At 34.2% G+C, this 25,646-nt stretch carries 28 protein-coding genes and 1 pseudogene; 20 read left to right on the forward strand and 9 right to left on the reverse strand.

Annotated features, from left to right (window positions below; all coding sequences use genetic code 11):
- Positions 1 to 64: 64 nt before the first annotated feature.
- Genes E4O01_RS11850 through E4O01_RS11870 form a run of 4 tightly spaced genes read right to left on the reverse strand, consistent with a single transcriptional unit; the run spans position 65 to position 2,866 of the window.
- Positions 65 to 598, reverse strand: a complete 534-nt coding sequence (locus E4O01_RS11850) for an ankyrin repeat domain-containing protein (RefSeq protein ID WP_253692388.1) — start codon at positions 596 to 598, stop codon at positions 65 to 67.
- Position 599: 1 nt separating this feature from the next.
- Positions 600 to 1,250, reverse strand: coding sequence for an RHS repeat-associated core domain-containing protein (locus E4O01_RS14725; protein ID WP_305879940.1), 651 nt, complete (start codon positions 1,248 to 1,250; stop codon positions 600 to 602).
- 36 nt (positions 1,251 to 1,286) lie between these two features.
- Entirely contained in the window at positions 1,287 to 2,054 is a 768-nt protein-coding gene (locus tag E4O01_RS11865) for a hypothetical protein (RefSeq protein ID WP_253692389.1), read from the reverse strand.
- Positions 2,051 to 2,866, reverse strand: coding sequence for a leucine-rich repeat domain-containing protein (locus E4O01_RS11870; RefSeq protein WP_253692390.1), 816 nt, complete (start codon positions 2,864 to 2,866; stop codon positions 2,051 to 2,053). Before E4O01_RS11870 ends, E4O01_RS11865 begins: the two co-directional genes overlap by 4 nt.
- Before the next feature lie 263 nt (positions 2,867 to 3,129).
- Here E4O01_RS11870 and E4O01_RS11875 point away from each other — a divergent pair, with 263 nt between their 5' ends.
- From E4O01_RS11875 to E4O01_RS11970, 20 genes and pseudogenes are all read left to right on the forward strand, one after another.
- Positions 3,130 to 3,657, forward strand: coding sequence for a hypothetical protein (locus tag E4O01_RS11875; RefSeq protein WP_253692391.1), 528 nt, complete (start codon positions 3,130 to 3,132; stop codon positions 3,655 to 3,657).
- Positions 3,658 to 3,707: 50 nt separating this feature from the next.
- Positions 3,708 to 4,277 (forward strand): hypothetical protein, encoded by a 570-nt coding sequence (locus E4O01_RS11880; RefSeq protein ID WP_253692392.1) that lies wholly within the window; start codon positions 3,708 to 3,710, stop codon positions 4,275 to 4,277.
- A gap of 18 nt (positions 4,278 to 4,295) precedes the next feature.
- Positions 4,296 to 4,955, forward strand: coding sequence for an SMI1/KNR4 family protein (locus E4O01_RS11885; protein WP_253692393.1), 660 nt, complete (start codon positions 4,296 to 4,298; stop codon positions 4,953 to 4,955).
- Positions 4,956 to 5,071: 116 nt separating this feature from the next.
- A pseudogene (locus E4O01_RS14925) lies at positions 5,072 to 5,341 on the forward strand (helix-turn-helix domain-containing protein); the annotation flags it as partial.
- Positions 5,342 to 5,618: 277 nt separating this feature from the next.
- Positions 5,619 to 6,482 (forward strand): hypothetical protein, encoded by an 864-nt coding sequence (locus E4O01_RS11895; RefSeq protein WP_253692395.1) that lies wholly within the window; start codon positions 5,619 to 5,621, stop codon positions 6,480 to 6,482.
- 61 nt (positions 6,483 to 6,543) lie between these two features.
- On the forward strand, positions 6,544 to 7,092 hold the full coding sequence (locus tag E4O01_RS11900) for a hypothetical protein (RefSeq protein ID WP_253692396.1): 549 nt from the start codon (positions 6,544 to 6,546) through the stop codon (positions 7,090 to 7,092).
- The gene (locus E4O01_RS11905) at positions 7,092 to 7,712 is read left to right on the forward strand and encodes a hypothetical protein (RefSeq protein ID WP_253692397.1); all 621 of its coding nucleotides are present in this window, start codon (positions 7,092 to 7,094) and stop codon (positions 7,710 to 7,712) included. The genes E4O01_RS11900 and E4O01_RS11905 overlap by 1 nt, the downstream gene beginning before the upstream one ends.
- 16 nt (positions 7,713 to 7,728) lie before the next feature.
- On the forward strand, positions 7,729 to 8,259 hold the full coding sequence (locus E4O01_RS11910; protein WP_253692398.1) for a hypothetical protein: 531 nt from the start codon (positions 7,729 to 7,731) through the stop codon (positions 8,257 to 8,259).
- A gap of 115 nt (positions 8,260 to 8,374) precedes the next feature.
- The gene (locus E4O01_RS11915) at positions 8,375 to 8,827 is read left to right on the forward strand and encodes a DUF2004 domain-containing protein (RefSeq protein WP_253692399.1); all 453 of its coding nucleotides are present in this window, start codon (positions 8,375 to 8,377) and stop codon (positions 8,825 to 8,827) included.
- A 227-nt stretch (positions 8,828 to 9,054) separates the two neighbouring features.
- A complete protein-coding gene (locus E4O01_RS11920; RefSeq protein WP_253692400.1) occupies positions 9,055 to 9,282 on the forward strand; it encodes a hypothetical protein in 228 nt (75 codons plus the stop codon).
- Positions 9,283 to 9,404: 122 nt separating this feature from the next.
- Complete coding sequence (locus E4O01_RS11925) at positions 9,405 to 10,736, forward strand: RNA-binding domain-containing protein (protein WP_253692401.1); 1,332 nt, start codon at positions 9,405 to 9,407, stop codon at positions 10,734 to 10,736.
- 15 nt (positions 10,737 to 10,751) lie between these two features.
- A complete protein-coding gene (locus E4O01_RS11930; RefSeq protein WP_253692402.1) occupies positions 10,752 to 10,904 on the forward strand; it encodes a hypothetical protein in 153 nt (50 codons plus the stop codon).
- Positions 10,905 to 11,026: 122 nt separating this feature from the next.
- Complete coding sequence (locus tag E4O01_RS11935; RefSeq protein WP_253692403.1) at positions 11,027 to 11,881, forward strand: hypothetical protein; 855 nt, start codon at positions 11,027 to 11,029, stop codon at positions 11,879 to 11,881.
- 63 nt (positions 11,882 to 11,944) lie between these two features.
- Entirely contained in the window at positions 11,945 to 12,856 is a 912-nt protein-coding gene (locus E4O01_RS11940; protein ID WP_253692404.1) for a DUF4261 domain-containing protein, read from the forward strand.
- Between the two features lie 13 nt (positions 12,857 to 12,869).
- The gene (locus E4O01_RS11945) at positions 12,870 to 13,934 is read left to right on the forward strand and encodes an ankyrin repeat domain-containing protein (protein WP_253692405.1); all 1,065 of its coding nucleotides are present in this window, start codon (positions 12,870 to 12,872) and stop codon (positions 13,932 to 13,934) included.
- 149 nt (positions 13,935 to 14,083) lie between these two features.
- Positions 14,084 to 14,464: a hypothetical protein gene (locus tag E4O01_RS11950; RefSeq protein ID WP_253692406.1), complete on the forward strand. Its 381-nt coding sequence runs from the start codon at positions 14,084 to 14,086 to the stop codon at positions 14,462 to 14,464.
- Between the two features lies 1 nt (position 14,465).
- Positions 14,466 to 14,903: a hypothetical protein gene (locus tag E4O01_RS11955; RefSeq protein WP_253692407.1), complete on the forward strand. Its 438-nt coding sequence runs from the start codon at positions 14,466 to 14,468 to the stop codon at positions 14,901 to 14,903.
- Positions 14,904 to 14,914: 11 nt separating this feature from the next.
- Positions 14,915 to 15,265, forward strand: a complete 351-nt coding sequence (locus tag E4O01_RS11960; protein WP_253692408.1) for a hypothetical protein — start codon at positions 14,915 to 14,917, stop codon at positions 15,263 to 15,265.
- Positions 15,266 to 15,421: 156 nt separating this feature from the next.
- Positions 15,422 to 16,696, forward strand: a complete 1,275-nt coding sequence (locus E4O01_RS11965; protein ID WP_253719277.1) for an ATP-binding protein — start codon at positions 15,422 to 15,424, stop codon at positions 16,694 to 16,696.
- A gap of 309 nt (positions 16,697 to 17,005) precedes the next feature.
- A complete protein-coding gene (locus E4O01_RS11970; RefSeq protein WP_253730160.1) occupies positions 17,006 to 19,048 on the forward strand; it encodes a methyl-accepting chemotaxis protein in 2,043 nt (680 codons plus the stop codon).
- 6 nt (positions 19,049 to 19,054) lie between these two features.
- On the opposite strand, the gene E4O01_RS11975 is transcribed toward E4O01_RS11970, so the two are convergent.
- The 5 genes from E4O01_RS11975 to E4O01_RS11995 form a co-directional block, all read right to left on the reverse strand.
- Positions 19,055 to 20,494, reverse strand: a complete 1,440-nt coding sequence (locus tag E4O01_RS11975) for a DUF6630 family protein (protein ID WP_253692411.1) — start codon at positions 20,492 to 20,494, stop codon at positions 19,055 to 19,057.
- 74 nt (positions 20,495 to 20,568) lie between these two features.
- Positions 20,569 to 21,546, reverse strand: coding sequence for a hypothetical protein (locus tag E4O01_RS11980; RefSeq protein WP_253692412.1), 978 nt, complete (start codon positions 21,544 to 21,546; stop codon positions 20,569 to 20,571).
- A gap of 260 nt (positions 21,547 to 21,806) precedes the next feature.
- On the reverse strand, positions 21,807 to 22,673 hold the full coding sequence (locus E4O01_RS11985) for a hypothetical protein (RefSeq protein WP_253692413.1): 867 nt from the start codon (positions 22,671 to 22,673) through the stop codon (positions 21,807 to 21,809).
- A gap of 111 nt (positions 22,674 to 22,784) precedes the next feature.
- Entirely contained in the window at positions 22,785 to 23,651 is an 867-nt protein-coding gene (locus E4O01_RS11990) for a hypothetical protein (RefSeq protein ID WP_253692414.1), read from the reverse strand.
- A gap of 52 nt (positions 23,652 to 23,703) precedes the next feature.
- Positions 23,704 to 25,527, reverse strand: a complete 1,824-nt coding sequence (locus E4O01_RS11995; RefSeq protein WP_253692415.1) for a DUF4280 domain-containing protein — start codon at positions 25,525 to 25,527, stop codon at positions 23,704 to 23,706.
- Positions 25,528 to 25,646 lie beyond the last annotated feature (119 nt).

Consider the following 25,646-nt stretch of genomic DNA (forward strand, 5'->3'; position numbering starts at 1 on the left):
TGTTACCGTTTTTGTATTTTTCAAAGAACTATTTTTTAACAACACATCTGGAATGTTATCGCTTTTAATCTTTATGATATTTTTGATTAATAATCTGTATAACGGGCTCTATATTTAATTTCTTCCCCCCCCTTGTAATTTCACCAGAGGCATATCTTTTCATTAACGAGTAGGCAGAATTTTTATTTATATCTTCTATAAATGGATTTATCTCATTTTCAATTAAATAAATCATCAATTCATTATCTGTTGGATGTGCTTGAAGCGCAATCATCATCGCATTCTTCTCATCATCATTTTGTAATGATTTATTCAAATTTGGGTTATCAAATAATACTTTAAGCATTTCCAAATTATTTGCCCTTATTGCAGCAAATAAGGGAGGTTCACCGCTATAATCTTGCTGATTAATATCAGCACCTAAATCAATCAGTTTTTTCGCAAATGTATTTTTTTGCTCTGCAATTGAGGTTGTTAGAAAACTTCGTCCATCTCTATCAACGCTATTTAATCCATATTTATCCAAAAAATCTTTCACTTTGGAAAAATCATCTTGTAATAACAGAGGATATAATTGTTTGTCATCAAATTTTTTCATACTATTTTTTATTACAACTATTTAATTTTTTATCTTTCTTTTTTTCGTGTTTATGACTCATATTTTCATAAGGGTCTTCGATTTGATACAACGCTGGGTTATTCATTCTATCATTAAATTGTTTCTGTGTCAAACCTTCCACCTCTGCTTTCTCTTTTTCTCTCCAAAACTCATTGCCTTTTTTATGTCCTAAATGATATTTCCCTTCTGCAATACTATAACTTCTTCTTTTCCCTCCTTTTATCAATTTATTTGGATTATTAGCATCCACAAAACGATTATTTATTATATTAGCTTCTTTTTCAACAGCCATTCTGGTTGAAACTCTAATATATGGACGATGTAAATATAGTCCAAATATATCAACCCAAAAATTACTATCATGAACATAGCTATATAAGTTCAACCCACCCGCTAATCCTATCGGGTCTTGGCTTATGTATATGCCTGTACTTGGGTCGTAATACCTGTATCTATTGTAACATAAATCTACCTCACTGTCAAAGTATTGCCCTTGATAACGGAAATTACAAAAACCTTTTTCACCTTTTTCTTTGCGTATTCTGCCGTAAATATCAAGCTCTCGCTCCCAAATTAGTTTTCCTTCGCTGTCTATTGCCTGTAAAGGTGTGCCTAAGCGGCAGCTAGTCAAACGGTACTTAAATAATACATCCGGTGTATTAACCCGTTATTTCCAAAATTGTTCTAATTCTTTATAATCTTCAAACCAAAACCTAAAGGCTTGTTTATTTATACCGTCTTTACCTAACCAAAAATCTACAGGGTAATTCCAATCGGAGCTATGAGTTTTTCGAGGAGCGGCTGCCAAATTTATATATTCATTTAGCAATCCCTTTTGTTTTTCTGTTTCTAAAATACTGCAAAACCCTAAAGTCTCTAACAAAGCTTTCAACTGTTCCGAATTCGATTTAAAACCTTTTATCTTTTTTATCTGTAAAAATATTGTCTTTTTTACAGTTTCATTAGGGGCTGCATTTGCCAGAATGGTGAGAATTTCGGAAAAAATTCTAAAATCCTCATTGCAGGGCTTTACATTCTCTATCTTATTGGTTTCCGATAAAAAATAGTAATAACACAATAAATCCGCTCCAAGCAAACCTCCGACTTTATTGAATGCCTCTTTAGCAAATTCAAAATCAGGTTTTATGGATTTATATTCGGAACAAAATTTGCACGGAATTCTTTCTTTGACAAATTGCTTATCTTCAATACTCATTCTTTCAAATAATTCATCGTTGATTCCGGTATACTCTCCAAGTGTAAAATTATGATTGGGAAAACTTTGCATTATTGCAAATACGGATAAGCCGCTTCTCCAATTCATATTTTTGCTGCTTAAACTTGAAATAAACAATGACGTATATTTAGACTTATCAGCCTTTTTAAATTCCGCAAATATTTTGTTTATTAAATCGTCGTGTTCTATTTTATTCATGATTTGCATACTCCTTTAAATTTATCTAAAGTAAGCAGTTCTCTATTGAATTTTTGAATTGAAACATTTCCTGAAAGATTTACTTTTTGCAATTTGTTTAATCCCGAAAAATAATCTTTTGTAAATTCACCAATCCTGCTCGAAATATATAGTTTTTCAAGATTTACAAGATATTTTAAAAAAGAAAAGTCTTTTACTTTATGTGCCGATATTCTCAAATGCTTTAATTGTGTTAATGTTTGCAAAGGGGATAAATCTTCAATTTTACTAAAATCCAATAATTCCAAAAATGATATTTTATTGTTTTTTGATAGAAAGGAAATATCCATTAGCGGCGTTTTTAAAATTCTCAATTTTTCTATTGATTTAAAAGCCTCGCCATATGTAAAATTATCTTTTCTTAAACCTGCAAGGGTAAGTTCCTTTATAGTAGATACATTCCAAATATTTTTGATGTTTTTTCTTTCCCAAGAGATAAATTTTTCAAGATAAGGAAAGTTGGAAAATTCAATCGAAGTAGCATCATCATTATCAAGCCATAAGACTTTTAAATTTTTACAAGAATGAATACCGTCTATATTTTTTATATTAGTCCAATGGATTAAAAGTTCTTCCAAAAAAACAAAATCGCTTAAATCCGGCAATGTGCTTCCATTCCAACCGGGACCGTTTTCGCTGCTTGTAATAATTAATTTTTTTAAGTCATTCTTTTGCATATATCTTGCCAAAGAAGTACTATTTTCTTCCGTTATTACTTGATATTCAATATCCGAATTTGTAAACCTGAATATAGGAAATTTATTTTCTTTCATAATCTATTTTTTAGCCGTACAACCTGTTCCTCTTGGTCTTCTTTTATCAATTGCATTATCTATACTTTTCGACGTGTTCTTGTTCTTATCTTTCGATTATACATGATTTTTCAGTATTTTTCTATACTATTGAAAAACATAAAAACAATCATTTTTACACAATAGAAAAAATCTGCTAAAAGTGGTATAATCTATAGATAATAGAGCATCTCTAAAAACTGATGTCTTTAGAGGCTCCCTTTAATTTGCAGAAGGCTTTTTACATGGCAAAAGAAATAAATACTTTAAAAGAATTTTTAGAAAGCGAAATCTATTCGGAACTGATTCGGCTTACAAATCCGGCAAGAATTGAAGAAAAAATCAGGGATATTGAAATTTCCCGATTACATGACCGGTTAAAACAACGCCAATTTTTATTGAAGGGTTTTACTTGCAAATTATCTACGGAAAAAGAATTGACTGAGTGGTATTTGCATTTAATCGAAGAAAATAAAAGCGATATTATTCTTTGGACAAAAGAATTTTGGAAGTACAGCGAGGGCACACCGGAAGAATATCCTGACGGCGAATTTCCTCCGGGAGAAGAACTTGGTGGAGATGAAAAATCAAAAGTCCGTTCGGTTGGCAAATATACAAAATCATGTTTAGCAATGTATATGGCTGAATTCGAGATATTAAAAAATCATCCTGAAATTCTACCCGATTATTATAAAAGACTGAGGATTCCGGGAGCCGTTAAATATGCAAAAGAAATGAAAAAACTCTTTGCTCGAACATTCGGAGAAGAGTAGTTTTTATAGGATTTGCTAATCCTTGCAAAAAGTTTTTATGGAGGTAGAAAATGGCACGATATGAAATAGGTGCAATTTACGAAATAGAGGCAGGTGAAAAATCCTATTATGCCCGTCTATTAAATTGCGATGTATACGGAATATTTGAGCCCATCACCGGCGAATTATCTGAAAAAGTATTTGAAAACACTCCGTACCGGCTGTATATTTCTACCGGCAGTTATGCGGTAAAAAGAGGCTTTTGGGAAAAACTTTTTCCCTCGCCCGATAAAACGGATATTGAGCGCTGGGCCTGCCCTGAGCATTTGGTTGTGTTCACACCTTGGGATATTGAGGGAGCTCTCAGCCGCCTCAATTCATTTGACCGATACGGGCATACGGAAATCCTTGATAAAAAAACGTATATTGAATGTCTTAAACAGGGCTCTATTTCAATCATTCAACCCATGTACGAAAAAATCCCGCAGTTCCTAAACAATTATTATGATGATTGGCCCGAAAGTGAAATTTACAGCGACGTTTTAATCGGAGGCGGAACCGAGGAACACAGGCAAAAACAAATCAGCAATTTAAAGAAGATGGGTTTTGATGTTGCGAAATATAAAATTGATAGGGGATAAAAGAAAAGGAAAAATTATATGTATGATCAAATTGTATCGCGGCTGAAATGGTATAAACAAAGAGTTGAAGAGCTCGGCGGTTATACAACAGAATTAATCATTGAAAAACCTGCAGCCGAAAAAGAAATTTCAGAGCTTGAAAAAAAATTAGGATGCAGCCTGCCTAAAGATTTTAAAAAGGTGCTGCTCGAATTTTCTTCTCATTTAGAATTTTATTGGAATATTTATGATGAAGAAAAAGAAATTTTAAAACTACCTGAAGAGTTGAGCAATGCTTTTTCAGGCAATCTGCACTTCGGCTTAAAACTCCTTCCAGCTTTTGAAGAGTCAAGAAAGGATTGGATTAAAATTTGCTATCCCGATTACGATAATCCGTATGATAGAATCTATCATAATAAACTCAGCTTTTATGAAGTGGGTAACGGGGATTTGCTTGCAATTGATCTGGAAAAAGAAAGTTATGGAAATATTGTTTATTTAAGCCATGATGGAGATGAGATGCATGGATATGTAATGGCTCATTCTTTTATAGAGCTTTTGGAAGAGTGGACAAAACTCGGCTGCGTCGGCGGTGAATGCTGGCAGTGGGAGGCTTTTACCAATAATAAAACCGGCCCGATTGACAGCGAATGTGCAAATGCAAAATTATGGTTAAGAACAATTGGGAAAATAGAATAGAAAAACAAATACGATACTTATGCAAGTTTATTGTAATTGAATTAGTTGACAAGTACTATATATTCATATCATAATATATAATGTAAATCAAAATCATAATTAAAAAGGAGGTTAAAATGAATTTAGAGGAAGTAAATAAACTACTCCAAAATGGTGAAAAAATAGATGTTGAATTTAAAGAATCAAAAGATGCCTTAACTAAAGATATTTATGATTCCGTATGCTCATTTAATAATAGAAATGGCGGACATATATTATTGGGTGTTAATGATAAAAGAAAGATAGTAGGTGTTAATCCGGATAAAGTTGATAAAATCATAAAAGAATTCACAACTTCTATCAATAATTCACAAAAAATTTATCCGCCCTTATATTTAGTACCTGTCAAAAAGATTGCAACGCAAAAAGTCGCTCAGACTGTCGCCCGCAATGTCGCTCAGACTGTCGCTCGTAATGTCGCTCAGACTGTCGCCCGCAAAACAGCTTATGAAAAGGCAGAGCTTATTGCCTTTATAAAAGAAAGAATAAGAAAAAATAACAAAATAACCAGACAAGCCATTGCCGATGCAGCCGGTGTCAGTAAAAAAACAATAGAACGATACATAAAAAAAATAGATAATTTAAAATATGTAGGAAGAGGCAGCAATGGGCATTGGGAAATAAATGATAAAAACAGGTAAACTTATGTTAAAAGCATATCCGTTAATATTGGAAAATACAACCTTTGTAAGCCATGGTATAATCGGAATATATCCGCTAAAAGATAAAATAGCGGTTGTTCATTGTGCTTTCCGTCATGTTGATGAAGAAAAGTGTTTACAAAGTTATATCTTGCTTGATATTTTTTCAAAAGATTTTACCAAACATAGCAAGACACATCTTATATATCATCAAGAAGGAATTTTTAGTAAAACGGATGCGGCCTGTTATATTGAAAGTGATAAATTCTTATTGAATACTAAAAAATATAAAGGCTTTGCGCCTTCCATAGCAAAGCTGATAGAAATATCCGATACTAATCTTATTGAACTCGAAGAATCACCTGAACCTATTGATAAAATATATAATGACAGTAAAACATATCATTTCGGCGAATACGAAATATATATGTTCTCAAAATCTATAATGGCATGCAGAAACATAAAATCAAAAGAAATAGTATGGAAACTGAAATTAGGTTCATATCTTTATACTGAAGTGAAAGAAGAAAAAAGTATATTGTATTTTGGAACGGCAGGAAACGGCGGAAAGTTTTTTGCGGTGAATATGCATGACGGCAGTCTTCTTTATAGTTATAAAACAGGCGGAACAGAAAACTTCATACAATATAAGAATTATATCTTACTTGCCGATATAAAAAATAAACCGATATTATTAAATAAAAAAAACGGCATGGAATTTAAAAAAATAGATTTCGGTAATTTTCAAATAACAGCATACCAACAAATGATTGTGATTGAAGATACATTATATGCTATAGCTTTTTCTGAAGATACGGTTTATGCAGTATGTGCGGATTTACTATAATTTAAAAAAAGCTAATTAAAAGATGCTGCATAAAAACAGCACAAATAATAAGGAGAATAAAATGCTTACACTGAAAGAACTAATCAAAAATCAAAAAGATTTTACGGAAGACTTCTTTGCGGAAGTATCGGATAAACTATGGGAAATCGGAGGAGTAGAAGAAATTAAAAATCAAACCGATGAGGATTTATTTCTTTTTCATATTGCCGTTAACATCATAGGAAATTGGAAGGGCGACGGTTGGTGGGAATTTATCTGCAATTATCCGCAGCTTATCCGTTATGTACCGGACACATTGGCAGCATTAAAATTATCCGATATGAAAACCGCCTTTGAAAACGTTATAAAATGTTTTCCTGAAAATACGGTCTTTGAAGATTCGGCTGTCTATGTCGATACGGTCAATTTTCTTCAAAATGTCAGATTCAAAATACGCGATGTATATTTAAACTCTATTCCCTCAGATAGAAGAAAAGAAATGTCCGAGGCTTTGCATAAAAGTATTGACGACCTTGAATCATTGACGGATAAACGCTGGGGATATGAGGCAATAAACGGCGGCTGGTCGGATGTGATTGATTTTATTAAAGAAAGAAAGGAACACATGTAATGAACTATATCGGAGAATTAACAACAGACGGTTATGGAATGGCGATTATTCCTACCGATTTACTTTCGGAATATTTAACTTTAAAAAAATGCAAGGCGAAAAAGCTTTTAAGCTACCTACAGAAGAATTTCGATCTTTTTCAGGAACTTGTAGAAAAGGCTAAACTGATTCCTTTTTACCGTATCAATGCTTTTGAATATCATATATTCGCTTCAATAAATGAAGAAACTGTCATACCCGAAGGATTTAAAGAAGTATGCAGATTTGAAAAACTTTATTTGGAAGTTGGAGAATTAAATAAAATTTGCTTTTCATGCTTCGATGATTTAAACTATGATTTTGAAAATATTAAAAAGCATATTACCGAGCGAACGGAATATATTAAAACCGGCCCTGAGGAAATTATTGAGCCTTATAATTATCGTTTAGGTTTTGATATACCCAAAGGCAGGTATGAGTTTGATCTTATAGGCTTGGAAAAAATAGAGAAGACTGAGAGGGAAAGTAAAAACTACGGCTATGCCTTTGTGTTCAAAAAGAATGAAAATGCGGTAAACGATAATTTAACAAAATGTGATAATGAAGAAGATACCTATAAATTTAATATGCCAAAAAATTAGCTTATAAGGAGAATTTATGAATAAAATAATAACTGATAGAATTGCTAAATTGGGCGGCAAATGTGCCTTCGAAGGAGAGAACTTGCTGAGCAATATGAGAAGCATTAGCTTCCCTAAAAGCTTTCTTATGAAAGATTTTAGGGATTACTTAGAAGATGATTTACTCCATAGAATTAAAGCAGAGGGAATAATACCGGAAGAGGAAATTCCATACCCGAGAATACAATACCGAACCGAGAAATTCACTCCTTTCACGAAAGGAACAACCGATTATGACGAATACTCCAATTGTATAGATAAAGAATATGTAAGCTCTGTAATTCCTTGCAGTGAATTAGAGTTTTTAATCATTGGCGATTCCAACTCTTATCCCAATTATTACTTTATATGTCTAAGCGATAAAGATTTTAGCAATCCAAAGGTATATACCACGGATCATGAAGTATATTTTAGAGAGATTGAAGACTTGGGGCATTTCTCCGACTTTCTGGATTTATTTCTATCGGAAGCGGAGTATAAAGAAGAAATTGATAGACTGACAGAATAGAAAAACATCTGTAAGTAGTATGATTATATACAACTTTTATAAACGAGAAGAAAATACTCCCTATTGAGATTTATTTATCGATATGTTATACTAACTAATATATGGAGGAAAAAATATGAAAGAAATTCAACATAAGTATTTCGGTATTTTAAACCTTGAAACCGATGACGATGTATCGGTAATTTGGGAGAAAGAAATTAATGGAATTCAAGTTTGGCTGTGGTATAGTAATAACGGAGAAGCGCCGGATGTTTTGCTGGATAGCTACGCACAATTTCTTGTAGATTTAGACGAAAAAATCAAGGAAGGCCGCCGTGCTATTATCGAATACTTAAATAATGACAGGCACTATATTGACTTTCATATCGAAGATTTGGAGTTAGATGACTTACCAAGCGATACAACCGACTTCGCAAATCAAATGAGCGTAACAAATCTGGGTTTGTGGATAAATAATACTCCGCACATCACAATGGATTTTATGATTGATCCGGATATAAGCGACGAGATATTATGCGTAAAATTCGGCGAAGATGCAAAACTAATTGATATTGCATGGGAAAGTTAAGAATAGGGGAAATAATTATCCAAAACATAAATAATGAGTAAAAAATGTCTTTATATTGCTGACACATCAATTCCACTTAGCTTATGTGATGATGCCATTATTTCTTATCAAGAACAGAAAATCGAATTGAAGTTTGAAACAGTACCTCCTCATGGAGATCAAATTTATTCTATAAAAATATCTAACTTAGGGCTTACACTTCCATTCCGGATTTATGGAGGAATTTAATGTTTTTAGATAACCGCTTTTTAATTGCAGAATCCGTCCGGAAAAACACATGGGATCTTATTGAAAGTGTAGTAATTGATATTTCAACCGGAAAATATATAGGTTTAAATGACCGGTATCATCGTGTATGCATCGAGGAAAACGGAATAAAACTGGAAAACGACTATACAGGAAAAAAGCTTCACATAAAAGATATAAATCTACTTGAATGGGAGAAAAATATATAAATAACTATATGATTTTTTTTATCGTAGAGTTCCTGATGAGTATACAAAATCAAAAAAATGCCGGTTTATATTTGACAAATAGCTCACTTATGATATAATTTATCATAACAGGAGTATTTAACATGCAAAGATACTTAGAATCAGAAAGTGTAGAATTAAAAGAAAGATATACTGATACGATTACAAAAGAAATAGTATCTTTTCTTAATGGAGATGGTGGAACAATTCTTATCGGTGTAAAGGATAATGGAGTAGTAGTTGGTGTAAATAAAATTGATGAGGCATTAAGAAAAATTTCCGATATTATAACAACACAAATTGAACCAAATCCTCAAGATGAAATAAGGTCAGAACTAAGATTTGATAATGGAAAAACAATAATAGTAATTCATATCAATAAAGGCAGAAACCATATTTATTGTCACAAGAAGTACGGTTTTTCTTCTACCGGATGTACGATAAGAATAGGCTCAACCTGCAAAGAAATGACTCCGGAACAAATAAAAATAAGATATGAACGGAAATTTATTGATGGAGAATACATGATTAAGAAAAAATCAAATTTAAAAAACTTATCTTTTAGGGAGCTTAAAATATATTATTCTGAAAAAGGCTATCATTTAGAAGATAGCACCTTTGAAAGTAATTTGAATTTACGAAATGAAGCCGGTGAATATAATTTATTAGCTGAACTATTATCTGATAAAAACAACATTCCTCTTATATTTGTAAAATTTCAAGGGAAAAACAAAGCTTCAATTTCAGAAAGAAGCGACTATGGCTATGGTTGCCTTTTAACAACCTATAGTAAAATAAAAAATAGATTGCAAGCTGAAAATATCTGTATTTCCGATACTACTGTCAGACCGAGAAAAGATCTCTATTTATTTGATTATGATGCCGTAAATGAAGCTCTTCTAAATGCATTAGTCCATAATGATTGGCTTGTTACCGAGCCTCAAATATCTATGTATGATGACAGACTGGAAATATTATCGCATGGAGGACTTCCAAACGGGTTAACTAAGAAACAATTTTTTGAGGGTATCAGTAAACCAAGAAATGGAACATTGATGCGAATTTTTTTGACGATGGGACTTACGGAACATACAGGGCATGGAGTGCCGACAATAGTCGAAAAATATGGAAAAAAAGCTTTTGAAATTGAAAGTAACTATATTCTCTGCATCATTCCATTTGAAAAAGAAGTTATAGCTATGTTGCCAAATAAAAATGTCGGTTTGAATGTCGGTTTGAATGTCGGTTTAAATAAAACGGAAAAAAGAGTGATTGCATTGCTAATAGAAGACCCAAGCTATACATCTGTTGATCTCGCGGAAAAAATAAAAGTCTCCCAAAGAACAATTGAGAGAACTTTTAAGACCTTGCAAGAAAAAAACATAATAGAAAGAACCGGATCAAAACGTGACGGGAGATGGATTGTAATAAAGTAAAAGCAGGAGAATTTTATGTTAAAAACACCACTAGGAGAAATTCAAATATTTATAGATTCTAATACAGTTGATTATAATTTTCAAAAACTAAATAATTATACAGATGAAAATGAAGTGCAAACTTGGTTTGGTGCTGATCCCACATTAATGAACGCAAAGTATGCGTAAGAATTGTAATGATATAGATACAGCTTCTAAAAATGCACACAAATACGATGACAAAATATAAGAAAGGTGATATAATGGAACGGACGAACAATTGATAAATTAAAAATTGTGGAGGTGATTTTATGTCCCAAAATGATTATTTTCAAAACGCTATGGAATATATCCTAAAAAACTTAAATGAAACAGGATTTAAAATGCTTAAAAATGGAACGATAAAAAAGAAAGTAGGAGATTTGAGTTTGGAGATAATCACACAAAGAAGCCGTAATAATCCCAATGTTTTACTGCATCTTTCTGCTTCAATTTTTAATAAAAATAAAGTTCAATTATATCAACTTTTATTTACAGTGCCCCAAAGTAGAGCAATATATATTCCATTTTACATCAAGCAAAAAACATTAAATTTCGAAGTGCTTGATAGAATCATTAAAGATTTAAATGATCATTTTGTAGAACCAACTCATCTATTACATGAAAATCCGAAAGAATTATTTAAAAATACGAATTATCAACCTGAAATCCGTTCAGAAGATTATCGTTATCGTATTTATCTTTCAAAGAGCTTATATGAGCATTTTGCAACAGAGGAAGAATTGAAACTTTTTGAGGAAAATTACATTGAATACAAAAGCTTAGAGAATGAGATAAAGAGGGATACGGAAGAATATTTATACTATATTTCAAATATAGTGCCGAATGACTTTTTACTTAAAAACGCAAAAAAATATAGCAATGAGAAACTTTTAGAAATACTATTATTTGCATATCATTTTGCTAAAGAAGAGAACGATCATGATCGCTTTGCTATTCGTTATGAATATATAAAAAATCGCAAATCTACAAATGAAGAATTATTTGTTTTAGTATTTTATTTTATCATTGTAAGCGGAATGGAAAGCAAAATTCTTGCAAGGCTTAAAGAAGAGAGTAATATAGATTTTGTGTTTCGAAAAAAACCGCTTTTGTTTTCTTTATAAAAATTTAATGATATGATGAGTTAGCGAAATCAGCAAAATTAGATTTTTGTTGGAGGTAAAGGTATGACATCAAGTTATGAAAGAAAAAAATTAAACGAAAACGATAAAACTCTTAAACAAGACATGAGTCAAATTGCCGACCTTCCCGGTATGGTTTTTGTGATTCATTTACTTATGGAAGAAAAATGTAAAGCGCCTGAAAAAAAGCTTATGCATAAAATTATGGCCAAGCATTTAGGCGAAACGGATTGCTTTTGCTATGACAGTAATATGGCAGGCTTTGCTCCAAAAAAATATTCCGTATACTTTGAAAAAGAAAAGTTGAATGCTCATCCTCAGCTTATCATTATGAACTGTTCTGAAATTGAAAAACCGATTATGGATGATATTGCCGCAACACAATTATGGAATTGTCCGAACGGCGAAGAAATTCTGGAGACATGTAAATATCAAGTATTGGCAACGGATATGTTGGCTGCCGGTTTAGGTTATAAAGAAAGAGCGGAAATGCTGGTGCATTATGTTGAAGCATTAGTGAACATTTATCCGTCCTGCAAGGCAGTCGTTTTTGAAACATCTAAAAAAATGCTGACTAGGGAAGAAATTCTAAACTGTACCTTACCCGAAGAAACACGCTTTATTCATTATGCGGTAAATATTCGTTTTTTTAATATTCAAGGAACAAATGACATGCTGATTGACTCGCTCGGCATGAGTACACTCTTTTTACCGGATATTCAATATCATTTTCACGGCTTAAATCCGAATGATGTTGTAAACCATGCATATAATGTTTTATCCTACATTTACGATAATGATAATCCGATAGAAGACGGGAATACAATCGCAGGTTTCACAAACGGCAAAATGAATCCCGATATAAAATGGAAGGTTCAATATGAAGATTCTCTCATACAGCCGATAAGAGAAGTAATAGACATCAATATGGGAGAATACGCTTCCGGAAATCGGTAGCAGGGAGTTAGGTATGATAAAGAGCGGAAATATCGGAACATTTGAATCGCTGCCGCAAATTTTAAATGATGTGCTAAATGAAAACATTTCTGCGTTGGAAGAAAATCTATTAAATGGATGGAAGATTGATAAAGCAATCAGCTTGAATAAGCACACAGATATCTCTCCTTTAGATTTTGCACTTATGATGGAAAAATTTCAATCTGTAAAATGGCTGGCGGAAAATGGTGCAGATCTTAATGCAAAAGGTCATCCTAGTTTTTTGTCGGCAGTTAGGTATTGCAGTGATGAGTTAATAAGGCTCCTCGTTTCTCATGGCGCAAAGGTAAATACAGTAAACAATGCCGGTTCGGATGCTTTTCTGGAAGCGTATTATGGAAATCGCTTTGACAATTTTCCGCTTATACAAGAGCTTGGTCATACCGCAACTAAATACGGAGGACAAGTTTTGCGTCAAGCTGTGTTCGACCGTAATTATAAAGTTTTGGAATTTCTAATTAAGCATGGAGCAGATATTAACTATAATGCACCTGATATGGTTTATCCTTTTATGCCTACTCCGCTTTGTGTAGCTGCAAGATATGTCGATTTAGAAATGTGTAAATTTTTGACGGAACATGGAGCTGATGTTAAAATTTCCGAAAAAGACGGAATGCGTCCATATAGCATAGCCTTAGAAAAAGGAGATGATGAAATGGCGGAATATTTTAAATCATTAGAACCTTCCGAGTTTCATCAAAAACAAAATAAATTGTATGAATTAAAACCGTATAAACTACCAAAGACATTGATTGAATTTTTACAGACTGAAAACATACACTTTGATTTAGAGAATTCTGATTTTGGATATATTGAGTTCTTTACACTGATTGATACCGTCCCCTTTAAATTCGGCAGGCAGAAATTATTAAGACTTTCCCGTTCACTCGGAGATTACACCCATATTTATATTGTATGGAATCCTAAAACAAAAAAAATTGCAAGCTATGATATGGAACATAAAGAGCTCATTGACTTGGCAGCCTTTGATGATTTTATAGAAAATATGTCAAACTATATGAACCGAATTTTGGAATAGCAGTTGTATATTATGAGGTATGGTGAAGATTCATTGACAATAAATTGTACCCAATTAATGGAACATCAGTCACTTATAGGAATCAGTAAATCCTCACTAGAAAAAACGTCTTAAAACAAATATAATATTCTAAAAGAGGAGGATTTGTTATGAATTTGATTTTCTTTCACAACTGGTATTATTCATCAGCTGAATGTGGTGAAAAACAGGCAGTCGAAGCTATTGAGACCATCAAGCAAAATATTACTTCTTTTCCGTTTAGCAAAAACTATTACGAAATAGCTTCAGCTGAAGCAAAAGCCGGCGGCGACCATTATTGGCTTTTGGTCTTTCTTGTATCAAGCGATGTTTTGAGTGACGACAGTACGGCGATTAGAAATAAAATTGAAACATGGCTTGAGTCCATTGGTGTATCGAGGAATGACGACAGAACCACAATGATTCCAAAATTCGACACCTTGCAAGAGTGTCTGGAAAATTCATATCGGGGAGCTTATACTTTGCACACCCTAATCCGATACGAGGAATAAAATGTGTAAAGAATGCTATATCGACAAAAGCAGAATAACTCCGCTTTTAAACCCGGCGGATTGTTTGGAAAAGCATACCCAATATATGTGCGGAACGTGCGGGCGATGTATTTGTATTGAGCATGATTCTAAGCGCGGATTGCAGCGATGGAATTTTCCTTTTAAATCATTGGAAATTGCAAAGCTCTATTTACGTACAGCTGATTATACCGTGAAACAGCCCTGCGGTATCTATGAAATTGAAAGTAAAAACAACAGACGACTATATAAAATATTTGCAAACGGCAAAGACTTACAGCTATACCTGAGTAAAAATAAAGACAAAGCGTGCAAAACTATGAAACCCGTTTTTATTGTTGAAAAGTATAAAGAATATCCGCATACAGAAGTGAGAAAATTGACCGCTGATGAAATAAAAAAATATTTGTCGGAGCGATAAGTTAAAAAACTATGTGTAAAAATTGTGATGATATAGATACAGCTTTTAAAAATGCACAAGAAAACCCTCATAAAAGTTTTATGCCGATCTATGAACTTCTGTTAAGCAAGATTGAAAATGAACAGCTGAAAATTTATGCAGGAGACTGTAAGTTTAAAGATATGCTTAAAATTATAGATGAAGAGCTTCATTTTACTGTCTGCTTTTATTTGCAATGTCCGGCCTGCGGAATATTTTATTTTTTTGGAGTTTGCATTAGAGGAGCTCCGGTTTATAAAAAATTGGAAAACATAACGAAAAAAGAGATAGAAAATATGATTTGGGGGAAAGAAGGAACATTTTTTAAAACAGATTATTGTTGAGGTATGATATAAGTTTACCCGAATGAGATGCAATGTAACTGCTAAAACGCCGAAAAATTTTTAGCTAAACAGCAGAAAAAAATATAACCAAAAGCAGGAAATAATTATTGCCAAAACGCCGAAAAAATGACATAATATATGTAGAGGTAAAGCTTAATGAAAAAATATAGAGCCCGCATAGTAGACGGTATGTTAAAAGACAAACTTGAAGCAAAAGGAGCTGTTGTTATTGAAGGCCCTAAGTGGTGTGGAAAAACAACAACCGCAATGCAAGTTGCAGGTAGTGTATTAAGAATGGATGAACCCAGCAAAAGGGAAACAAATATTCAAATGACTGAAATAGATCCCGGAAGATTGCTAAAAGGTGACACCCCAAGACTCATTGATGAATGGCAGATAGCACCAAAACTATGGGATGCAACAAGATATGAGATTGATACAAGAGGAGAAGAAGGTCAATTTATACTTACAGGTTCGGCAGTACCAATAGAATCAAGAGAAATAACTCATTCGGGAACAGGCCGCTTTACATGGTTAATGATGAGGCCTATGTCTTTATATGAATCAGAAGATTCAACAGGAGAAGTAAGCCTACAAAAACTTTTTAACAATACTGATAGCATAAAAGGAATAAATGATTTAGATATAGACCACTTGGCTTTTTTAATTTGCAGAGGCGGGTGGCCCCATGCAATTGGAATGAAGGAAAAAGCAGCATTACTACAAGCTGAAGATTACTATGAAGCAGTTATCAAATCCGATATTAATAGAGCAGATGGTGTGAGTAAGAATCCGGAAAGAGTAAAAAGGCTGATGAGATCTTTTGCAAGAAATCAAGGAACACAAATTGCAAACACTATGCTGAAGGATGATATGATTTCAAATGATACAGAATCTTTGAATGAAGATACCATTGCATCCTATATTAATGCACTAAAAAACATTTTCGTAGTCGAAGATATGCCTGCATGGAATCCTAATCTAAGATCAAAAACATCAATCAGAACTTCTGATACGAGGTACTATGTAGATCCATCAATAGCATCCGCTTCTCTTGGAATTGGACCAAAAGATTTGACTAATGATTTAAACACAATGGGGCTGTTATTTGAAACACTGTGTGTAAGAGACCTTCGAGTATATGCAGAAAGTATTGGAGGTAATGTTTTACATTATAGGGATAAATCAGGGTTGGAATGTGATACGGTAATTCATCTCAAAAATGGAAGATATGGTTTAGCAGAAATTAAACTGGGAGGACAAAAATTAATTGAAGATGCAGCAAAAAATTTAAAATCATTATCAAATAAAATTGATACATCAAAAATGCCCGCACCATCCTTTTTGATGATAATTATTGGAATAGGTGAGTTTGCATATAAGCGGGAGGATGGTATTTTTATAGTACCTATAGGATGCCTGAAAAATTAATAACAAGATATGAGTCAGATTCCACAAAAAAATTAGAATCAATAAAAATTCTTGGACTAATCAAGTTGGAGCAATTATACAGCAAATTTATCGATTAAATTATAATTCCTAGATAATCGTTTAGGATAACTGGACTTATTGTAGAAAAAAGTTTATAATACCATAAACATAGGTTTACAATCTATTAAAAAAATAAAAAACATGATACTTGAGGAGAGTACTTGACATGAATAGCAAAAATGATTATATTACCCCAAAAAGGAAAAATACTTTTCAATTAAAAACAAGCTGCTGATAGTATTTGGGATATTGATCTTTGCAGTCGGTTTTACGCTTGCTTTTTTAGGAGCCAGAACTGCACGGGTTGAAGTAATGCGAAAGATAGAAGCGCATCTTAAAGATAAGGCTGAAGACACAGCAGAAATTATTGACGGACGTGTTACAGCCTTTTTTCGATTTTTGGAAGGTATGACCAGAATACCTATTTTAACCGATCCATTGTACAGCTTTGAGCAAAAAGCAGAATTGTTAAAAAAAGAAATCAAATTACATAAAGAGCTTCTTACAATAAGCATTGCAGATTTACAAGGAAATTTATATACACACGGTAAAAAAACTATCAAGGTAAAACAACAAGCATGGTATCCGCAAACAATGAAAGGAAATACTTTTGTTTCGGAGCCTTTCACTTCATCTTTAGACGGTAAACTTATTATGGTCTTTGCCATGCCGATATATGACAGCCAACAAACCATTGTCGGCGCTTTAAATGTTGCAGTACAGGGAACATGGCTTGCCGATCAAATAGATGATATTGTTGTAGGAAAAACGGGAGCCTGTACCATTTTAGGAATATCGGGAACGACAATAGCCGATCCTGATTACGAATTAGTCAATAATCTGTCAAATACAATTCAAGATGCAATAAATGATGAAACTTTAGCTTCTTGCGGTGCATTTGAAAAGGAAGCGATTGAAGCAGAGAACTCCGGTATCGGATATTATGAATATAAAGGTATAGAGAAAATAGGAGCATATACAAAAATCAAATCAACAAAATGGACCGTTTATATATTTGCCCCTATAAATGAATTTCTGGATGCAGTGTACCGCTTACGTATTAATATGGCAGCTATAGGTTTTAGTACCTTGTTTGTAAGCCTTGCAATTGTCTTCTTTATTGTCAGCCGCATAATAAAGCCGATACAGATCGCTTCGGCAGCACTGAAAGATATAGCACAAGGAGAAGGCGATTTAACGGTACGTTTACCCGTAAAAGGTAATGATGAAGTAACACTATTATCCGATTATTTTAACCAAACGATAAAAAAAATCGGTGCATCCATAAAATCGGTAGAAGAAAACAGCGTAGAAATGACAAACATAGGGAGTGAACTTGCAAGTAACATGACTGAAACGGCAAGTGCTGTACACCAGATAAGCGCCAACATTGATGGAGTAAAACAGCAAGCGATGAGTCAAGCAGCTAGCGTTACCGAAACAGCTTCCACAGTAGAAGAAATTATCCGCACCATAAAACAGCTGAACGGCAGTATCGAAAATCAATCTGCAAGTGTTGCCCAATCTTCTGCTGCGGTCGAACAAATGGTCTCTAATATTTCATCCATTGCACAAACCCTCGATAAAACAAACGAAGTTATCAAAACACTTGCACAAGCTACCGCTGACGGAAAAGAAACGGTTACAGGAGCAAACACAGTAACTCAAAAGATTGCAGAAGAATCCGGCGGATTGCTCGAAGCTTCAAATGTTATTCAGCATATTGCAAGCCAGACAAACTTACTTGCAATGAATGCGGCAATCGAAGCCGCCCACGCAGGAGAAGCAGGTAAAGGTTTTGCAGTCGTTGCCGACGAAATACGCAAACTCGCCGAAGAATCCAGTGCTCAAGGTAAAACTATTACAGCAACTCTTAAAGTGTTAAGCGGAGAAATCGATGCACTTTCGACTTCTGCCAAAACAGCTGAAGAAAAGTTCAATACGATTTTTGCCTTATCTGACCAAGTACGGGATATGAGCCGACGTCTTATGGAAGCAATGCACGAACAGGAAAACGGCAGCCGCGAAGTTCTAACGGCAATCCGCGATATCAACATGGCAACAAATGAGGTAAATGACGGCTCTGCAGAAATGCTGCGAGGCAGTGAAAATGTAGCGCAAGAAATGTACAAACTAGATGAACTGACTCGCGTCATCACTGACAGCATGAACGAAATGGCAAGCGGCGCAGTACAAATCAGTAACGCCGTTCAAGACGTCCATGAAATCAGCCAAAAAAATAAACAAAGCATTGAGAAGTTAACTGCTGAGGTGAAAAAGTTTAAAGTATAGGCAACATCATTTTTCCTTACTCAACAAGTCCAACATATTATCGACTTTTAGTATGCCGCTGCTAACATTAATTAAAGTATAGCCGTCAGGATGTTCGATAATATCTCTCACTGCGAATTTACCGAGATTGCCGAACTTCATCTTAAGCTTTTCGCCGGTTTTGAAATTCCAAAACTGAGCAAGGTCATAGTTTTTGTCGGCAACTCCTATTACAGCGAGCCATTCGTCATTCAGTTTGCTGATATAGTTATATACTTTCGGATTCATTTTTTCCAATTCAAAAGTACGCACCAGCTTGCCTGTCGTGATATCAATTTCCTTAATAAATCCTCGATGAATATACACGAACTTATTTTTTTCGAAAGAAGCTGATCCGCAGTTGATAGGTTCGTCCAGCTCAAATAGAGGTTTAAGTTCAGGGGTTCTCTCTGTCTTTTCGGAAAGCGAACCGCTGCTTTTTTTCTCTTTATATTCAAGGGATAGGAAATATCCATTTGCAAAGACATATCGCTTTCCGTCGGACATTTCAATTAATTCCGGATAGAACTCATCGCGTGCGGGTTGTTCCTTTTTTGGAGTTTCCCAAAGTTTGCGGCATTCTCTTCCGCCGTGAGCAGCATCTTGAATTATCCACGCCTTATTTTCATAAAGTATAACTACATCATCACCTATCCAAACAGGAACGGAAAGCTCATCTAAATAATCCTCGCACTTAACATCTTCCCAGCTATCCATATCGAAAGGATCAGCAGTTATTTTAATCGTTCCCCAATATTTCCCATTCCTATTTTCATCTACACTGACATTTCTAAACCCGGCACAATATAGTTTATGCTCTGTGGAATAATCATAATAATGTATTCCGGCCGGCAGATACTTCAGTGCGATACTTTTCTCTTTAGGCGGGAAAGTCTGCAAATCTAAAAAAACATAGTTCCTGCCGATATATATAGCTTCAGCTATATTCTCTATATCTCTTATCCATTTGCCTTCTGCTACAGAAAATGGATAGGTAAAGGTCTTCACATCCTCCACGCGATAGAGTTCATAAGGCAAACGATTTGCAAGTTTTAGCAGCCGTGCAGGCTCGCCCCATTTCTTCCGCGATTGTTTATACTGAGTCAACCTTATCTTTTTAGCTTTCGCATCTTTTTCAAATATCTCGCTCGTATCCTTGCGGCAAATATAAAGACAAATACGGTCGCTGTCCTCATAGATTTCATACAAAACTAAATCGTAACGACTTAATTCCTGCCCTATAGCCGGAAGAAACTCTTCAGCATCTTCTACAGAATAGTTTTCTATCAGTTTAACAAAGTCTTGATTTTCAAATATACTTTTATAATCAGGAAAATGCATAGTTAATTGATAAACTGCTTCATCTATCTCTTCTTTCCAGTCAATAAAAGCACAATTATTTTCGATAAATGCTTCTGCATGTGTCATTTATTTTCTCCTTTATTTATTTTTAAAATGTTCCTGCTTCATTATATACACAAATAAAACCATTAGTCCATCTTTTATAAGTTAGCGCAAGTACACAAGGCAATTTCTTTCAAGCCTCTATCATAAAGTGAGGTAAGGCAAAATTCCCCAGAGATATTTTCCAGTTTGTGCTTGGACATACCTCTTGGAAATGCAATATCGGAATACTCACGTGTGCTGAGCGAAAAAACTTTTTGCTTACCTTTCCAATCATCGGTTTTAAAAAGAGGAGTCATTATCACATATTGAGAATCAGTAAAGCATCCGTTGATGCCGCCTTTTTTACCGTCTTTTTTTAGGCAATCCGATTCGATAAGTTTTTCGATTACTTTTCCGTCTTCGGAAATTTTTGCAAGGGCATAATAATTCATTCCCCACTTATTAACCGATGTTTGGCTGTCGCCAGGAATAAAGGCATAGATTTCTTTATCAGATATTTTAATGCTGTCTATTTTGGGTGCATCGCCGCGGCTGTCATCTTGATGTGTAAATGCTTTTTTTTCTATTGTAGAAAAACATTTCCATTCGGCAGATTTTGCAGCAACATCAAATTCCAAAAGAGCAAAATATCTTGCATCCCCGCAATAAAATTCATTTTCAAAGCAAACGGGAATTGTCTCGCTGTCGGATATATTTTGAAAATACCTTTGTTGGGCTTTTTCCGGCACAATGCTTCCTCTTAGCTGTGATTTATTTTTTATCGGAATTATTTCAGGCAACGAATGAATGCCGGAGTAATACCGCAGCTCTTTTGCCGAAATGATAAGTCCGAAACTTGCACCATATCGAAAAAGCACAGGATAATCTCTGCTTGATGTTTGTTCATGTTCAATCGGAATCTTTTTTATTCCATCGGAAGAAAGCACAAGGAGGTAATATTTATCCCAATCGCTCTTCAGCCCTGTAGTTAGAATTACCGCAGTTCCGTCCGCCAACAAAACAGAGCCGTGTACAAACGAAAGCTCACTATCCAATTCCCATTTTTTCAATAAACTTAATTTTAGGTTATTCATATTTTTATCTCCTTTTAATTCGATTAATATTATAACATAATTTGATTAACATAAAAACTATCTTTCGAAGATGGTTTCCCAGCCTGTAATTTTTCCGTAAGCTGAATAGGATTGGTTTTATCTCTAATTTTTAATTCTTGTGCGTTCATAATAAAATTATTAAGTATTATAAATATTAAAAAATACATCCTTTTCATAACATTAATTTAATAATTTGACCGAGACTTTTGCCTTTTATAATATCCTCCTTTGTATTATCGTTATTTTGGATTCCAATGGCTATATTCAGGTGCTAAAGCCTCTTCCGTATAGTCGCAAAATAGCCAGCCAAAACCCGGACGATTATTATTTAGATAATTACCGTATTTTATCAGTTTTATTTCGTTCGGGCTATCGGTAGTTTTATAAAAGATATAATAAATCCATTCTTTTATAGCATCATTTATATAACCTGCAGAATATATAAGTGCGTTCGGAGCAAGTAGATTATGCTCTTTAACCAGGTTTTTAAACTCTTTAAAAAGAATAGTCTTCCTGTCCGTTTCGGGGACATCGCCTTTTATTTCTTTTATTCTTCGGTAAGGGTAAAAAATATTTTTTTCCGAATCTTTCTTTTCTTTTATTTTACTTACATTGTTTTCTTTTATGCGTAATAGTCCGAAGCCTTGTATTACACTCGGACGTGTTACATAATAACTTACATAGTGATATTCTCCTATTTCTTTTATATCGACATAATATGTATACAGTCCAAAATTCATTACACTGCCGCTTTCGATAGGGCATAATAAGTACCCGGTTTTTTCAAACTTAACGCCGTCTTTAAAATAGTATATCTCCAACATCGCCTTATAGTCTTTATATATAAACACATACAGATATTTACCCTCCATATAGGCATCTATCAGATTGGGCGTATGCATAAAGGTATCTTCTCCCAAATAAAGAGTTTCTGCTTTATCTAATAACTTAGTTTCCCGCTCTCCTTCTTTTTTTAGGCAAAGAGTCCAATATAAAGTATCATTTTTGACAACTTTTTCTTGATAAATAGATAATTTATCCGATAATTGTACGGTTTTATCCTTATGAAACTTCTCCATAAGATAATCTAATTCTTGTGCGTTCATAATAAAATTATTAAGTATTATAAATATTAAAAAATACATCCTTTTCATAACATTAATTTAATAATTTGACCGAGACTTTTGCCTTTTATAATATCCTCCTTTGTATTATCTTTATTTTGGGTTCCAATGGCTATATTCAGGTGCTAAAGCCTCTTCCGTATAGTCGCAAAATAGCCAGCCAAAACCCGGACGATCATTATTTAGATAATTACCGTATTTTATCAGTTTTATTTCGTTCGGGCTATCGGTAGTTTTATAAAAGATATAATAAATCCATTCTTTTATAGCATCATTTATATAACCTGCAGAATATATAAGTGCGTTCGGAGCAAGTAGATTATGCTCTTTAACCAGGTTTTTAAACTCTTTAAAAAGAATAGTCTTCCTGTCCGTTTCGGGGACATCGCCTTTTATTTCTTTTATTCTTCGGTAAGGGTAAAAAATATTTTTTTCCGAATCTTTCTTTTCTTTTATTTTACTTACATTGTTTTCTTTTATGCGTAATAGTCCGAAGCCTTGTATTACACTCGGACGTGTTACATAATAACTTACATAGTGATATTCTCCTATTTCTTTTATATCGACATAATATGTATACAGTCCAAAATTCATTACACTGCCGCTTTCGATAGGGCATAATAAGTACCCGGTTTTTTCAAACTTAACGCCGTCTTTAAAATAGTATATCTCCAACATCGCCTTATAGTCTTTATATATAAACACATACAGATATTTACCCTCCATATAGGCATCTATCAGATTGGGCGTATGCATAAAGGTATCTTCTCCCAAATAAAGAGTTTCTGCTTTATCTAATAACTTAGTTTCCCGCTCTCCTTCTTTTTTTAGGCAAAGAGTCCAATATAAAGTATCATTTTTGACAACTTTTTCTTGATAAATAGATAATTTATCCGATAATTGTACGGTTTTATCCTTATGAAACTTCTCCATAAGATAATCTAATTCTTGTGCGTTCATAATAAAATTATTAAGTATTATAAATATTAAAAAATACATCCTTTTCATAACATTAATTTAATAATTCAGTGTGGTTACATAAAATAAAATTATTTAAGTCTTTGAATATATAGCTTATAGGTGCTACATAGCCGTTATACTCTTTATTTATCATCATAGGAATTCTATAATTCTCTTTGCTGTCCAACCGCATAAACATATCGTTCAGGTTATCTTCTAAATAATGCTTTAAGGTACTTTCTTCTTCCCTATACTTTTTACCATAAGAGGGATCTAAAAAGAATTTCCCCTTAAAATATACCCAAACATGGTCACCGAATGTAGGCTGCGTCTGTTTATTACCTTGTCCTTCACTATCGCCTTGGGTAATATATTTATGCGGTTCCGTTTTGTCCAAAGTAAACCTTGCATCCTTTACGGAAAACTCATAAGACTTCTCTGAACTGACATAATTCAGTTTATAGGTCGAAAAAAAATTCGTTTGGATAGCACATCTATCTCTATCTTCATCTACATCAATACCCTGAGTTAAAAGTAAGTGTAAGAAAAAGTCCGTCCACTCTCCGCAGCGGGCTTCACCGTATTGCAGCAGATAACGGACAGAGCGTAAAGCCCTAAAAGCGGTGTCGCCTCCTACAGCACTCCTGCCCCTCCAGTAGCCTAAGCCCTCTTTACTCCAATCGATATTTAAATATTCCGTACCTTCGCGGGCTCGGGTAACCCTTTTACTCTCAAAGGGTACGAAGATACTACGTACAACGGTTTCTTCATCTTTGGGCAACAGCTTATCGGTAGGGGCATTTGTACAGCCAAGCCATAGTAAACTCTCATGTATAAGTTTATCTTCTTTATCAGAACTTGATAGTGCTAAAGTTTTGTCATAAAAACTATCATACAAGGGTTCCCTCCATGTAATATAAAGCCTGTTGCGGGTAGTACCTGCTTTAAGCCACGTCCGTCCATCTTCGGAGTATTCAAAAAGAAGTTCAAACTTGCCGATACACGCTATCCTGTCCTCAAATGGCCAGTTGGTGCTGCGTATAACAGCCTCGTAGCTATCGCTGCCTTTCTTTTCTACCGAAACGGTCTCAAACTCGTATTTATCCCTGCCCGCTGTCTTGTGCCTTACTCGGATTTGAGGCATACGCTCAAGTTTCTTATCGCTTACCGTCCGTAATACTGCTTTAAGTATAACAGGTTCTATCCCCGAAAAGGTAACAGGCAGCGGGTCGGGCTTAAACTTAACGGCGTCCGACGGATTAGTACGTTTGTTAAGCCAGTGGTAATACTCGCCTCCGTCTTCCAAAATATACGTTTTGATATAATCGCTTTCGGCTTGCTCTTTGCTTTCTATCACATTGCCCTCCTTATCCTTTTTCTCCCAAATAAGTCCGTAATCGTCGCTGCAAATATCGTACGCCGTGCCGAAAGATACACACGATATTTGAAGTTTTGCATTCTCCTCGCAAGCATCGCCATGCTCAGACTTAGCACGTTCTGCTCCGTTGGTTACTTTGTTTGCCTTTATTTGTCCCGACTGGACAAACGAAATAACACCTCCCAAACCGCATGGTATAACAGACTGTTCCGTCAGGGCATTAGCTCCTTCTATTTCTATATCTTTTTTGTAGTTTTGCCAAGCAGTCAGTTTGATACACCCTTTGCAAGGTTTTTGCGTTACCGAACAAACCCCAAAATCGAACCAGTTAACTATGGGGTCGATGTCCCGCACGGTGCAGCCCGATTTGCCGCCTATCCGTATTTTCTTGGGTGTAGTCGTAATACGGCACGGCAAAGAACCCACGGTACATTGCATCCAAGCTCCATCGGTAACATAATCCTTAACGGCATTTTTACCGAAAATAACAGTACTCATAATGATATTCAGTTTTTATTCATAATATCGCAAAGTTAAGAAAATTTTAGCAACAAAAATTAAAAACTGTTAATTCAATATCAAATACTGTATTTTCTTTATAAAAATATAATTAGTGA

It is taken from the genome of Treponema sp. OMZ 790 (assembly GCF_024181285.1).
Lineage (GTDB): Bacteria > Spirochaetota > Spirochaetia > Treponematales > Treponemataceae > Treponema_B.

Bases quoted from the DNA above. Each gene is read 5' to 3' on its own strand.
- E4O01_RS11850 (WP_253692388.1), bottom strand. From the start codon at position 598: ATGAAAAAATTTGATGACAAACAATTATATCCTCTGTTATTACAAGAT.
- E4O01_RS11865 (WP_253692389.1), bottom strand. From the start codon at position 2,054: ATGAATAAAATAGAACACGACGATTTAATAAACAAAATATTTGCGGAA.
- E4O01_RS11870 (WP_253692390.1), bottom strand. From the start codon at position 2,866: ATGAAAGAAAATAAATTTCCTATATTCAGGTTTACAAATTCGGATATT.
- E4O01_RS11875 (WP_253692391.1), top strand. From the start codon at position 3,130: ATGGCAAAAGAAATAAATACTTTAAAAGAATTTTTAGAAAGCGAAATC.
- E4O01_RS11880 (WP_253692392.1), top strand. From the start codon at position 3,708: ATGGCACGATATGAAATAGGTGCAATTTACGAAATAGAGGCAGGTGAA.
- E4O01_RS11885 (WP_253692393.1), top strand. From the start codon at position 4,296: ATGTATGATCAAATTGTATCGCGGCTGAAATGGTATAAACAAAGAGTT.
- E4O01_RS11895 (WP_253692395.1), top strand. From the start codon at position 5,619: ATGATAAAAACAGGTAAACTTATGTTAAAAGCATATCCGTTAATATTG.
- E4O01_RS11900 (WP_253692396.1), top strand. From the start codon at position 6,544: ATGCTTACACTGAAAGAACTAATCAAAAATCAAAAAGATTTTACGGAA.
- E4O01_RS11905 (WP_253692397.1), top strand. From the start codon at position 7,092: ATGAACTATATCGGAGAATTAACAACAGACGGTTATGGAATGGCGATT.
- E4O01_RS11910 (WP_253692398.1), top strand. From the start codon at position 7,729: ATGAATAAAATAATAACTGATAGAATTGCTAAATTGGGCGGCAAATGT.
- E4O01_RS11915 (WP_253692399.1), top strand. From the start codon at position 8,375: ATGAAAGAAATTCAACATAAGTATTTCGGTATTTTAAACCTTGAAACC.
- E4O01_RS11920 (WP_253692400.1), top strand. From the start codon at position 9,055: ATGTTTTTAGATAACCGCTTTTTAATTGCAGAATCCGTCCGGAAAAAC.
- E4O01_RS11925 (WP_253692401.1), top strand. From the start codon at position 9,405: ATGCAAAGATACTTAGAATCAGAAAGTGTAGAATTAAAAGAAAGATAT.
- E4O01_RS11930 (WP_253692402.1), top strand. From the start codon at position 10,752: ATGTTAAAAACACCACTAGGAGAAATTCAAATATTTATAGATTCTAAT.
- E4O01_RS11935 (WP_253692403.1), top strand. From the start codon at position 11,027: ATGTCCCAAAATGATTATTTTCAAAACGCTATGGAATATATCCTAAAA.
- E4O01_RS11940 (WP_253692404.1), top strand. From the start codon at position 11,945: ATGACATCAAGTTATGAAAGAAAAAAATTAAACGAAAACGATAAAACT.
- E4O01_RS11945 (WP_253692405.1), top strand. From the start codon at position 12,870: ATGATAAAGAGCGGAAATATCGGAACATTTGAATCGCTGCCGCAAATT.
- E4O01_RS11950 (WP_253692406.1), top strand. From the start codon at position 14,084: ATGAATTTGATTTTCTTTCACAACTGGTATTATTCATCAGCTGAATGT.
- E4O01_RS11955 (WP_253692407.1), top strand. From the start codon at position 14,466: ATGTGTAAAGAATGCTATATCGACAAAAGCAGAATAACTCCGCTTTTA.
- E4O01_RS11960 (WP_253692408.1), top strand. From the start codon at position 14,915: ATGTGTAAAAATTGTGATGATATAGATACAGCTTTTAAAAATGCACAA.
- E4O01_RS11965 (WP_253719277.1), top strand. From the start codon at position 15,422: ATGAAAAAATATAGAGCCCGCATAGTAGACGGTATGTTAAAAGACAAA.
- E4O01_RS11975 (WP_253692411.1), bottom strand. From the start codon at position 20,494: ATGACACATGCAGAAGCATTTATCGAAAATAATTGTGCTTTTATTGAC.
- E4O01_RS11980 (WP_253692412.1), bottom strand. From the start codon at position 21,546: ATGAATAACCTAAAATTAAGTTTATTGAAAAAATGGGAATTGGATAGT.
- E4O01_RS11985 (WP_253692413.1), bottom strand. From the start codon at position 22,673: ATGAACGCACAAGAATTAGATTATCTTATGGAGAAGTTTCATAAGGAT.
- E4O01_RS11990 (WP_253692414.1), bottom strand. From the start codon at position 23,651: ATGAACGCACAAGAATTAGATTATCTTATGGAGAAGTTTCATAAGGAT.
- E4O01_RS11995 (WP_253692415.1), bottom strand. From the start codon at position 25,527: ATGAGTACTGTTATTTTCGGTAAAAATGCCGTTAAGGATTATGTTACC.